At 56.6% G+C, this 11148-nt stretch carries 14 protein-coding genes; 9 read left to right on the top strand and 5 right to left on the bottom strand.

The genetic code is table 11. The annotated features are described in order from the left end of the window. The first annotated feature begins 70 nt into the window (after positions 1-70). From rpmH to AC061P_RS14015, 8 genes are all read left to right on the top strand, one after another. On the top strand, positions 71-208 hold the full coding sequence (rpmH, locus tag AC061P_RS14050; RefSeq protein ID WP_010204566.1) for a 50S ribosomal protein L34: 138 nt from the start codon (positions 71-73) through the stop codon (positions 206-208). 9 nt (positions 209-217) lie between these two features. Next, on the top strand, positions 218-559 hold the full coding sequence (gene rnpA / locus AC061P_RS14045; protein ID WP_449647866.1) for a ribonuclease P protein component: 342 nt from the start codon (positions 218-220) through the stop codon (positions 557-559). Beyond that, positions 556-867 carry a membrane protein insertion efficiency factor YidD gene (gene yidD / locus AC061P_RS14040; RefSeq protein ID WP_480391507.1) on the top strand — a complete coding sequence of 104 codons (312 nt, stop codon included), beginning with the start codon at positions 556-558 and terminating at the stop codon, positions 865-867. Before rnpA ends, yidD begins: the two co-directional genes overlap by 4 nt. A 7-nt stretch (positions 868-874) precedes the next feature. After that, positions 875-1858 carry a membrane protein insertase YidC gene (yidC, locus tag AC061P_RS14035; RefSeq protein WP_449647864.1) on the top strand — a complete coding sequence of 328 codons (984 nt, stop codon included), beginning with the start codon at positions 875-877 and terminating at the stop codon, positions 1856-1858. After that, a complete protein-coding gene (locus AC061P_RS14030) occupies positions 1855-2385 on the top strand; it encodes a Jag family protein (protein ID WP_480391506.1) in 531 nt (176 codons plus the stop codon). The genes yidC and AC061P_RS14030 overlap by 4 nt, the downstream gene beginning before the upstream one ends. 14 nt (positions 2386-2399) lie before the next feature. After that, positions 2400-3035 (top strand): 16S rRNA (guanine(527)-N(7))-methyltransferase RsmG, encoded by a 636-nt coding sequence (gene rsmG, locus AC061P_RS14025; protein WP_480391505.1) that lies wholly within the window; start codon positions 2400-2402, stop codon positions 3033-3035. Positions 3036-3100: 65 nt separating this feature from the next. Then, on the top strand, positions 3101-4018 hold the full coding sequence (locus AC061P_RS14020; RefSeq protein ID WP_480391504.1) for a ParA family protein: 918 nt from the start codon (positions 3101-3103) through the stop codon (positions 4016-4018). Continuing rightward, positions 4018-4968, top strand: coding sequence for a ParB/RepB/Spo0J family partition protein (locus AC061P_RS14015; protein ID WP_480391503.1), 951 nt, complete (start codon positions 4018-4020; stop codon positions 4966-4968). Before AC061P_RS14020 ends, AC061P_RS14015 begins: the two co-directional genes overlap by 1 nt. Positions 4969-5358: 390 nt before the next feature. Here AC061P_RS14015 and AC061P_RS14010 read toward each other — a convergent pair whose 3' ends face one another. The 3 genes from AC061P_RS14010 to AC061P_RS14000 form a co-directional block, all read right to left on the bottom strand. Continuing rightward, entirely contained in the window at positions 5359-5694 is a 336-nt protein-coding gene (locus AC061P_RS14010) for a hypothetical protein (RefSeq protein WP_480391502.1), read from the bottom strand. A gap of 609 nt (positions 5695-6303) precedes the next feature. After that, positions 6304-7257 carry a D-alanine--D-alanine ligase family protein gene (locus AC061P_RS14005; protein ID WP_480391501.1) on the bottom strand — a complete coding sequence of 318 codons (954 nt, stop codon included), beginning with the start codon at positions 7255-7257 and terminating at the stop codon, positions 6304-6306. 6 nt (positions 7258-7263) lie between these two features. Further along, the gene (locus AC061P_RS14000; protein ID WP_449647858.1) at positions 7264-8568 is read right to left on the bottom strand and encodes an aminotransferase-like domain-containing protein; all 1305 of its coding nucleotides are present in this window, start codon (positions 8566-8568) and stop codon (positions 7264-7266) included. Between the two features lie 236 nt (positions 8569-8804). On the opposite strand from AC061P_RS14000, the gene AC061P_RS13995 reads away from it, so the two are divergent. After that, positions 8805-9749 (top strand): oxidoreductase, encoded by a 945-nt coding sequence (locus AC061P_RS13995; RefSeq protein ID WP_480391500.1) that lies wholly within the window; start codon positions 8805-8807, stop codon positions 9747-9749. Positions 9750-9782: 33 nt separating this feature from the next. On the opposite strand, the gene trxA is transcribed toward AC061P_RS13995, so the two are convergent. Continuing rightward, on the bottom strand, positions 9783-10109 hold the full coding sequence (gene trxA, locus AC061P_RS13990) for a thioredoxin (protein WP_449647856.1): 327 nt from the start codon (positions 10107-10109) through the stop codon (positions 9783-9785). A gap of 40 nt (positions 10110-10149) precedes the next feature. Beyond that, positions 10150-11148: a thioredoxin-disulfide reductase gene (trxB, locus tag AC061P_RS13985; protein WP_449647855.1), complete on the bottom strand. Its 999-nt coding sequence runs from the start codon at positions 11146-11148 to the stop codon at positions 10150-10152.

Below are 11148 nucleotides of genomic sequence, written 5' to 3'. Positions count from 1 at the left end.
CAGTTGACTTCCGGCCCTTGGGCCTTCTAATTCTTCCCGGCTGCCAGAGCTGGGCCTTGGAGATATAGCTATGAGCAAGAGAACTTTCCAGCCAAACAACCGTCGTCGTGCGAAGGTTCACGGTTTCCGTTTGCGTATGCGCACCCGTGCAGGCCGCGCGATCTTGGGCGCTCGTCGTCGCAAGGGACGCACCGAACTCTCCGCCTAGCCTCGTCCGGTGTTGTCTAAGACCAACCGCGTGACGCATCCGAGTGACTTTCGCTTGGCTGTTCGTCGGGGACGTCGTTATGCAGCACCGCACTTAGTTGTCCACATTGTGGATAACAAGCGATCCAACAGTGTGCGCTTTGGCTTTATCGTTTCCAAAGCTGTAGGCAACGCGGTAGTACGAAATCGTGTTCGTCGCAGACTTCGCGCGGCGGCCGCGCAACTTCTCCCGAACATTCCTAGAAGTTCGGACATCGTGGTTCGTGCGCTGGCAGGTTCTGAGCATACGGAGTGGACTACGCTACAGGCTGAGATCGCAGAAGGGATTGACCGCATCGTGGTGAAGGCATGAAGTCTCTCGTTACGTTTGCGCTGCTCCTTCCGCGGAACGTCTGTGTCTTCATTCTGCGTATTTACCGAGCTGTCATCTCACCTCTCTATGGTGATGTTTGCCGGTATTACCCGTCGTGCTCTCATTACACTCTTCAAGCCATCCAACAGCACGGTGTTTTCCGTGGGGTGTGGCTTGGTTCCCGTCGTATTCTCCGCTGCCACCCGTGGGCTGAGGGCGGAATCGACGACATACCGGCTCGACGGCATGACCGTTATCAGATCACCAGGTTCGGCTTTGTGATAGCCGCAAGCCACGAAAGGGGCTAACCACCACATGGATCTTTTTGCATTCTTTGGCTCATTACTATGGCCAATCAAGTGGGTGATTGAGGCGATCCTCGTCGCATTCCATACCCTTCTCACGGCAGTGGGAATGGATGCCGATGCCGGCCTCACCTGGGTGCTCTCGATTGTTGGTCTGGTGCTCGTTGTTCGAGCTGCTCTGATTCCGGTCTTCGTCCGGCAGATTAAGAGCCAACGTCGGATGATGGAGGTTGCTCCTCAGCTCAAAAAGATCCAAGACAAATACAAGGGAAAGAAGGATCAATTCTCTCGCGAGGCGATGTCTCGCGAGACGATGGAGATGTACAAGAAGGCTGGTACCAACCCCTTCAGTTCCTGCCTCCCCTTACTTCTTCAGATGCCGATCTTCTTCGGTCTCTTCTCGGTGCTTCGTGAAGCTCAGCTTGAGGATCATGCAGCCGGAGTTGGACTCCTCAGCGCTGATCTTTCTGAGTCATTTGGCACTTCCTCACTCTTTGGCATCGCACCGCTGCACTTGGCAATCAGCACAGCTGAAGGCAACGTCGCTGTAATCGTCACCGCCGTGATCATGGTCATTCTGATGACTGGCTCGCAGTTCATTACCCAGCTTCAGATAATGTCGAAGAATCAGTCGGCTGAGATGAAGGCAAGCCCCATGTACCGCCAACAGCGGATCATGTTGTATCTACTCCCCCTTGTTTTCGCTTTCTCGGGTTTCACTTTCCCGCTGGGCGTCATGTTCTACTGGCTCGTTTCCAACTTCTGGACCATGGGTCAGCAGTTCCTCGTGATTCGCAATATGCCAACGCCGGGCAGTGAAGCAGCGCTCGCTCGTGAAGCACGATTGGCGAAGCGAAACCAACGCAAGGGAATCATTGAAGAGGCACCCGATTCAGAGTCAGGTACCGCTGTCATTGAAGAACCCAAGAACCCGCAGCGGGATCAACCCGTTAGCAAGAACCGTGCCAAGAAGAAGCAGGGAAAAAAGAAATGACGAACGTTTCTGACACTGACACCGCCGCAGTTGAGACTCCTCCTGTCGACGATCGTGAAGACCGCACTTCCGACCAGCTTGAAGAAGAGGGCGACATCGCGGCTGATTACATCGAGGAACTGCTTGATATCGCCGACCTTGATGGCGACATTGAAATTGATGCTCGTGCTGGTCGCGCTTATGTTTCGGTCACGTCAAGTGAAGAAACCAATCTCCGACTGCTGTCGCGTCCAGACACAGTTACTGCACTTCAAGAGCTGACTCGAATCGCTGTACAGAACAAGACTGGTGCCTTCTCCCGTTTGATTCTCGACATCGGCGGATCGCGTGAGGCTCGCGCGGCTGAACTTTCAAAGCTTGTCGATACAGCGGTTGAGCGCATCGAAGCCGGTTCGGCTTCTGCTGCACTCCCTCCCATGTCGTCCTATGAGCGCAAACTTGTTCACGACGTGGTGGCTGAGCGTGGTTTCGTTTCGCAGTCGAGTGGTGAAGGCCGAGATCGCCACACTGTTATTACTCGCGCCTAGTTTCACGTGAAACATTGAGCGAAGAACTGGGGCTCGAACGCGAGCCCGAAGTTGCAGCGGAGCTGTTTGGCGATCGTATCCACTTAGCACGGCAATACACCGAGAGCCTTGCACTTCGGGGAGAAGAACTCGGCCTTATCGGACCGCTTGAGGTTCCGCGTCTATGGAGCCGGCACATTGTGAACTGTGCCTTGGTCGCTCCTCTGTTGAAGCCAGGCCTTGTCGGAGACATAGGCAGTGGTGCTGGGCTGCCGGGTTTAGTTCTCGCTATCGCGCGCCCTGATGTTGAGTTTGTATTGATTGAACCCATGGAACGTCGCACGGACTGGCTGTCTGCTGAGTCTGCTCGACTCGGATTAACGAACGTCGTTGTCGAACGTTCCCGGTCACAGGATGCCGCTTATGCCGAAGGTCTTTCTCAGATAACGGCGCGCGCAGTCACTGCTCTTTCGAAGCTGATTCCTTCCACTGAGCACCTCCTTGCCCCCGGCGGCGAGATGGTTTTTATGAAAGGTGCACGCATCGACGAGGAGATTGAAGCGGCAGCAAAGGCGATCCGCAAAGCACGTTTACATGACGTGGAGTCTCTCGTTCTTGGCGAAGGAATCACTCCAGAGATCACAAGGGTCTTTCGGGCTAGAGTGGACTGATTCGGCTGCAGGTTGGGCCGCCACCACACTTCACCTTTTTTGCAGTACCAGAGAGAAAGTTTCACGTGAAACATCCCGAGAGCGAAGTCAACGAACAGAGCAAATCGTTCGATGAGACCACGCCGCTTGCGCGGGAGATTGCGGATTTGACTCGTCGTCGCCAGGCCGTGGCCGCAGCGTCTCTTCCCCTCCCCGAGAAGGCTCGCGTCTTCACGGTGGCCAACCAAAAAGGCGGCGTAGGAAAAACGACTTCGACGGTCAACCTTGCGGCAGCGTTGGCTCGCACAGGCGCACGAGTGCTGGTCATTGACCTCGACCCTCAAGGGAATGCATCGACTGCGCTTGGCGTGGAGCACCGCTCAGAGACGCCTAGTGTCTATGACGTCATGATCAACGATGTCCCGATGATCGATGTTGTACAGAAGAGTCCAGAGTTCGCGGCGCTGTACTGCGTGCCCGCAACCATTCACCTTGCTGGAGCTGAGATCGAACTCGTTTCTCTGGTAGCTCGAGAGCAGCGGTTGCGCTCAGCCCTTGATCAGTTTCTTCAAGACTCCCCGGATTCGTACCACTATGTGTTCATTGATTGCCCGCCTTCGCTTGGTCTATTGACGATCAACGCGTTCGTTGCGGCACAGGAGGTTCTCATCCCGATCCAGTGTGAGTACTACGCACTAGAGGGATTGAGCCAGCTCCTCAACAACATCAAACTCATCGAACGTCATCTCAATCCGAAACTCAGGGTTTCGACGATTCTCATGACGATGTATGACTCCCGCACAAATCTCGCCAATCAGGTTGTTGATGATGTGCGTGAACACTTCCCCAACCAAGCGCTGACAACAGTGATTCCTCGTTCAGTGAGGATCTCGGAAGCACCCAGTTACGGGCAAACTGTTATTAGCTATGACCAGAACTCCCCAGGCTCGCTCTCCTACTTGGAAGCAGCAGCGGAGATTGCACATCGAGGAGCACCCCAATAATGGCCGCACCCAAACGCACAGGCCTAGGCCGCGGAATTGGCGCCCTTATCCCCGCATCTGACGAGAACGAACAGCGTCCCGTCGACGTATTCTTTCCCGGCGGAGAGATTTCTACCGACAAGCTTCGTTCGGTTCCGGGCGCGCGTTTGGCAAGCCTCTCCCCCCTCGACATTGTTCCGAACTCTCGGCAGCCTCGTACAGAATTTCGTGAGGAAGAGCTTTCAGAGCTGATCGTATCGATCCGTGAGATTGGCGTTCTTCAACCCATCGTTGTTCGTCCGCTCGCGGGCGCTCTCGAGGGCCAGCCGCAATACGAGCTCATCATGGGTGAGCGTCGTTTGCGCGCGAGCAAGCATTTGGGGCTCGCCACTATCCCCGCAGTCATTAAGAGCACCGCAGATGAGGACATGCTCCGCGATGCTCTGCTTGAGAACTTGCACCGCGCGAATCTCAACCCTCTTGAAGAAGCCTCCGCGTATCAGCAGCTTTTGGCAGACTTTGGGATCACTCAGGAGCAGTTAGCCGAGCGAATTGGCCGTTCTCGACCTCAAATTACGAACACTTTGCGCCTTTTGCGCCTTCCAGAAAGCGTTCAGCGCCGTGTAGCGGCCGGAGTTCTGACCGCTGGACACGCTCGCGCGCTCCTGTCGCTTCCTGACGCGCAAGGAATGGAGCGTTTGGCGGACAAAATCGTCAATGAAGAACTTTCGGTTCGAGCTGCTGAAGCTGCAGCGGGATCCCTCTCGACTAAACCTGCTCGCGTGAAGCCTTCACGGGGCAAGAAGCAAGGTCCTCTAGATGAGATTGCCGAACGACTAGCGGACCGTCTGAACACTCGGGTCAAGGTGAATCTTGGCGCTAGCAAGGGACAGGTCATCATCGACTTCGCTACGGTAGGCGACCTCAACCGTATTCTCGAGGAACTCGGCGATACAGGTTTCAACCGCTAACACTCCCCCGCTGCTCGCGTCCTTCTGTGCGATTCGGAAGTGGACGCTAAGAGTGAAGTCGATTCTCGGTGTTCAACGGAGTTCGGGTCAAAGTTCACCTCCGTGAGAGCTGTTAGAGCTGCTCGGTGCGGATAGCTTTGCTAGCTCATCTTCGCGAATAGCAGAAGACCCTGACGCCACAATTAGGCCGGACGATGTGGGGCCGGCGGAATCCTGAGAACCTTGCTGACTGAGTGTCTCCGGCATTGTTTCACGTGAAACACTGCGGATTTTGGCCCCGATACTGTGACGTTGGCGGGTCGCTCGATCCTTCGTTTTCGGTTGCTTTGAGGAGCGTACGAACCTGGTGCCCTAGTGAAACAGCGGGAGTTCGCCGTTTTTGGAGTACTTTCACTCTGCCTTCCCGGCGCTTGTGGATCGCTCGGTAGGCCCGTTCGCCGATGAGGTGAAGTGCCGGGCAACGTCGAGCAATCGGAACCAGGAAAAGGGACCGTTCTTGCGCTTGCGCTTGCGCTTGCGCTTGCGCTTGCGCTTGCGCTTGCGTTTGCGCTTGCGCTTGCGTTTGCGTTTGCGCTTGCGCTTGCGGTGACGGTCGACGGTGACGGTCGACGGTGACGGTCGACGGTGACGGTCGAGATCGAGGAGACGGTCAAGGTCGTGATCGTCGTGAGGTGTCTCGGCAATGAAAGTTGCGAGGGTCAGTGTTGGGGTTGCGCTTGCTGACACCCGATTCTGATTCTCCTGATGCCGCGACCTCAAGCGCGGTGCTCGTGAACTGAGATCACTTCTAAGAAGTCCGCTGGTTCCTCGCGCGACCCGCCCGTTGTGCGCAACCGGTTGATGGAGATTGGAAGTTGAACCAGCCCTCGGTATGAAAAGATCGGGACCTTCCCCGTCGTCAACCTTGCGACTCCCGATGTTTCACGTGAAACGGAGGTCAGGACCCCATCCCTGGAGCTTTCTGCTTGAACTTCGCCCACCCCTGCGTTTTTGCTGCCCGTCGCTCGATTCTCTGCCAACGGAGGTCCGCGGAGTGAACGAAGCAACCGAAGTAGCTTAAGTAGCCGAAGCAACCGTTTCACGTGAAACATCGCAGTGGTATTCTGCGCGGTGCAGTCCCCAGGGAACGCGATGCTCCATCCTTACCCGAGAGAACTGGGATTGAAGCTCCGGGCTGCGCGCCGCGACAGACCGGGTGCAGAATCTGCCTGGGTCGACTACGGTCCGACGACCCGATGAACGAGACTCATAGTGCGCGAATGTTGAACGAGTGGTCGATCATCTGACCCCTCCCCTGTCTTCGACCTGTTTCAGCCAGGGGATTGAGCGGTGAAGTTAGGGACCTTCTATTGCGGCTTCTGCCAGCGCTGCATATACACGCCCGAGATCGTGCCCCGCAGCGACGATTGCTTGCGGCAAAATTGACGTTTCGGTGAGCCCGGGAAGCACATTTGTCTCGAGGAACCACGGTGTCCCTGCACCATCAACGATGATGTCGACGCGCGAAAGGTGGCGCAGTCCGAGCGCCGAATGTGCCGCTAAAGCTGCCTCTGCAGCACGGGCGGCATCCTTCTGAGAGATTCGTGCCGGAGTATAAAAGTCGGTCTGACCAGCATTATAACGAGCCTCAAAAGTGTAGGCGCCTTCGAGAGGAACGATTTCAACGGCGGGTAGTGCGACCGGTCCCATGCCGGTGTCGAGAACGCCGATAGCGATCTCAACCCCCGTGATGCGCTGCTCGATGAGTGCGACATCACAATAGTTGTAGGCGTTCACCATTGCCCGAGGAAGATCACTTCGATCAGAGACTATGGATACTCCCTGTGCGGATCCGCCCTGAGTGGGCTTGACAACGAGGTCGCCCGAAAGTTCGTCGGCGAGTTCATCCAAGATGCTGTGTGCGCCCAGTTCGCGAAAAGAATCGCGGGACAGAGCAATCGACAGCGGGGTGCGAACGCCAACGCGGGAAACGAGTGCCTTGGCCGTTGGCTTATCCCAGGCAAGGCGGGCGGCGTCTGCCCGCGACCCCACATAGGGGATGCCGATCAGGTCGAGCAATCCACGTAGGGCCCCGTCTTCCCCGCTCGCGCCGTGAAGCGCGGGCCACACTACATCTGGCTTGTTCTCGCGAAGATAGGGAAGCAAAGATGCATCGGGATCACGCAGCTCAACATCTTTGCCTTGGGCGAGTAGACCATCGGCAACTCGGCGTCCCGAGCGCAGAGATACATCGCGCTCATGGGAGATTCCGCCGGCAAGAACTAGTACGCGAGTGGGTGAAGCGTTCATGGTGTCCTAGCTGAGGTTGGCTGGAGGGTTGATCATCGATGGCGCGGGTGGCGCAATCGTCAAGGGGGCAGTCTGGGAGAAAGTATTGAGCAGCTCTATCTCCCCGTTGATCACCGTGGAAAGCCGTCGGATTCCCTCGCGGATGAAATCGGGAGTCGGGTAGCAGAATGAGAGCCTCATATTGCTTCGCCCGTTCCCATCGGCAAAGAAAGCAGTCCCTGGCGTATAGGCCACGAGTTCCTTGACCGCTCGCGGCAGCATTGACTTGGAATCGAGGTTGTCAGGAAGCGTTACCCAGATATAGAAACCACCATTGGGCACAGTCCACTGCAGGTCGGGCAGGTAATCGTCGAGGGCATCCAACATTGCATCGCGACGCTCTCGGTACACGCCGCGGAAGGTGTCAATCTGGCCCTTCCAATCGGCAACGCTCATATATTCGCTGATGATGTTTTGAGTAAACGAGCTCGGGGAAAGGACCGCGGCCTCATTCGCCAAAATGAGTTTTTCTCTGATGGCGTGCGGTGCGAGCACCCAACCCACCCGGAAACCCGGGGCGAGAGTCTTAGAGAACGTGCCCAGATAGATCACACCATCCTCTTCCACCGACCGCATTGCGTGCGGAGGTGGACCATCGAAGTACAACAACCCATAAGGGTTGTCCTCGAGAACCAGAATGCCGTTCTCCCGTGCAATCTCGAGCACCTCAATGCGGCGCTCCCAACTAAGGGTTACCCCCGCTGGATTACTGAAAGTGGGAACCGTGTACAAAAACTTGATTGTCTTTCCCGCGGCACGAACTGAAGCGATGTGTGCGCGCAGAGAGTCAGGAACTAGCCCAAAGTCATCCATTTCAACGTGAGTTATTTCCGCTTGAAATGACTTGAAGACGACCATCGCGGTGACGTAGCTTGGGCCCTCAGCAATAACTACATCGCCAGGATTGATGAAAAGTTTTGTCACCAGTTCAAGCGCATGTTGTGAGCCGGTCGTGACGACAACGTCATCAACGCTCGCCCGAATTCCCTCGAGAGCCATCACTTCGAGGATCTGCTCCCGAAGAGCAGGCAAACCCTGGCCAGAACCGTACTGCAACGCCGCAGGTCCGCGATCGCGCATCACACGATCAATCGATTCTGTGATCAGGTCTTGAGGCAGCGCGGAGACATAGGGCATGCCGCCAGCCAGTGACACCACCTCGGGGCGAGAGGCGACGGCAAACAACGCTCGCACTTCGGACGCCGCAAGCCCTGAGGCGCGGTCCGCATAGTGATGGAACCACTGATCGAGGTTGTTTGGCTGTGTTGTCATGGGTAGTCCCGTTCGGTTGACTTTAAACAATAGGCGTTTGTCGGTTGCCACCTGAAACTGAGCAAGGATTACACCGAACCGATCAGCAATCTGACAGCCGCTCCGTTCCGAATCAACTTTGTGAGCCCGTGCAGAGAAACTCATGCTCAACTAGCAAGGTGCCAGTGCACGTTGGCGACAGAACCCCCAGACGTGGCCGTTAACGTCACCGTTTCAGCACGAAATTGAGGACACCAGTGAACGCTCGCACCGAATGGACCGAATCCGACATTGCAAGCGTCACTGGCAAGGTCGCGATCGTTACCGGGGCAAACTCAGGGCTCGGCTTCGAGACGGCCCGTGCTTTGCTCAAGGCTGGCGCGCACGTTGTCATGACGATGAGAACTACTGAAAAGGCAGCAGCGGCGAAAACTGCCATCGTCGAGCAGCTCGGCGACGTCTCCGTTGAAACAATGCTCCTCGATCTCGCGGATCTTGAATCGATTCGTCGATTCAGTGAAGAGTTTCACGGGAAACATTCACGTCTAGATTTGCTGATCAACAATGCCGGGATCATGATGACGGATGCCCAGCTCACGATTGACGGATTCGAATCCCAACTCGGCACCAACCACCTCGGGCACTTCGCCCTCACCGGGCACCTCCTCGATCTCATCACTACTACTCCTGGTGCACGAGTTGTGAGCCTGTCGAGCCTGGCCCACCGCTGGGGATTCATGGAATTCGGCAACCTCATGTTCCAGAACGGCTCCTACACACCGCGTGCTGCCTACGGCCGCTCCAAACTGGCCAATCTTCTATTCACTTATGAGCTCCAACGCCGCTTCGCGCTGGCAGGAGTGGATGCAATGGCGGTAGCCGCGCATCCGGGCACCGCCGGAACAGGGCTCGCGGATCACCTGTTTGATCGCTGGTACCTGCGCCCACTGAAAAAACTCGTATTTCTGGGCATCCAAACCCCGAAGCAGGGCGCTCGTCCTTCTCTGCGGGCCGCAACAGACCCTCAGGCGGATGGAGGTGACTACTTCGGTCCATCGGGCCGCAAGGAGTACCGTGGTGCCCCTGTGTTGGTTGAATCAAGCCCGGCTTCGCACTCCGAAGTAGATGCAACAAAATTGTGGGCCGAATCAGAGCGACTCACGGGCGTTAAGTACGAAAGCCTCCGCACACCCACCAAGTAGTGGATGTCGGAGGCCTTCGACTACGAAGTTCCTTTAGGCCAAGAACTCTGCGAGGTCAGACTCAAGCGCTGGCTTCGGCTTTGCGCCGATGACGGTCTTGACAACCTCTCCACCGCGGAAGACCTTCATGGCGGGGATAGATGTGATCTGGTACTTCATCGCCATCTGGGGGTTGTCGTCGACGTTGAGCTTGACGATCTTGATCTTGTCGGAGTGCTCGCTGGCGATCTGGTCGAGGATCGGACCAACCTGGCGACATGGGCCGCACCATTCGGCCCAGAAATCCACCATGATGGTGTCCTCTGAGTTGAGGACGAGCTCTTCAAAGTTGGCGTCGGTTACTTCTGTTGCTGAAGACATTAAAGGTTCCTTTGTTCGTTGGGATGTCTGCGGTGAGCGACTAAGCCAGCGTGGGTACGCCGGCGGCTTCGGGAGCTTCTTGCTCCTTGGGCTGGACTGCGCCGGCGACAAGTTCGCGCGGCAGTGATGCGAGGTAGTGCTCCGCATCGAGGGCTGCAACGGTGCCGGAGCCGGCGGCCGTTACTGCTTGGCGGTAAGTGGGGTCGATAACGTCGCCGGCGGCAAATACTCCGGTGATGTTCGTGCGTGAGGAACGACCATCCACTGCCACTGTTCCGTCGGCGTTGATGTCGAGCTGGCCGTGCACAAGGTGTGTGCGGGGGTCTGCGCCGATAGCAATGAACAGGCCGCTGACGTCGAGGTGTGACGTGCTGCCATCAACGGTGTCTGTGAGATCGATACCGTCAACGAGGTCGGAACCGGTAATGCCGGTTACAGCCTTGTTCCAGACGAATTCAATCTTGGGATCGCTGAATGCACGCTCCTGCATTGCCTTGGACGCACGCAGTTCGTCCTTACGGTGAATCACATAAACCTTGTCAGCAAACTTCGTGAGGAACGTTGCCTCTTCCATCGCCGAATCGCCGCCGCCGACGACAGCGATCGTCTTTTTGCGGAAGAAGAAACCATCGCAGGTCGCGCACCATGAGACGCCGTAGCCGCTCAAGCGCTCTTCGTCAGGAAGTCCAAGCTTGCGGTAAGCAGAACCCGTTGCGAAAACTACCGCGAGAGCTTCGTGCACGTCGCCGTTGCCGAGAGTGACCTTCTTGACCTGTCCATCGAGCTGCAGGTCAGTGACGTCATCGAGAACGATCTCAGCGCCGAACCGCTCAGCCTGCTTCTGCATTTCGAGCATGAGGTCTGGGCCCTGAATTCCTTCAGCAAAACCAGGATAGTTTTCGATTTCGGTGGTCTTCATAAGCTCGCCACCAGCCTCTACCGAGCTAGCAATCACCAGCGGCGCGAGATTTGCGCGGGCAGCATAGATCGCAGCGGTGTAACCGGCGGGGCCGGATCCGATGATGATGAGTTGACGCAC

It is taken from the genome of Rhodoglobus sp. G.S.4, assembly GCF_056619605.1.
The sequence above is the reverse complement of the archived record's forward strand: the minus strand, read 5'-3'. Positions and strand labels throughout refer to the sequence as shown.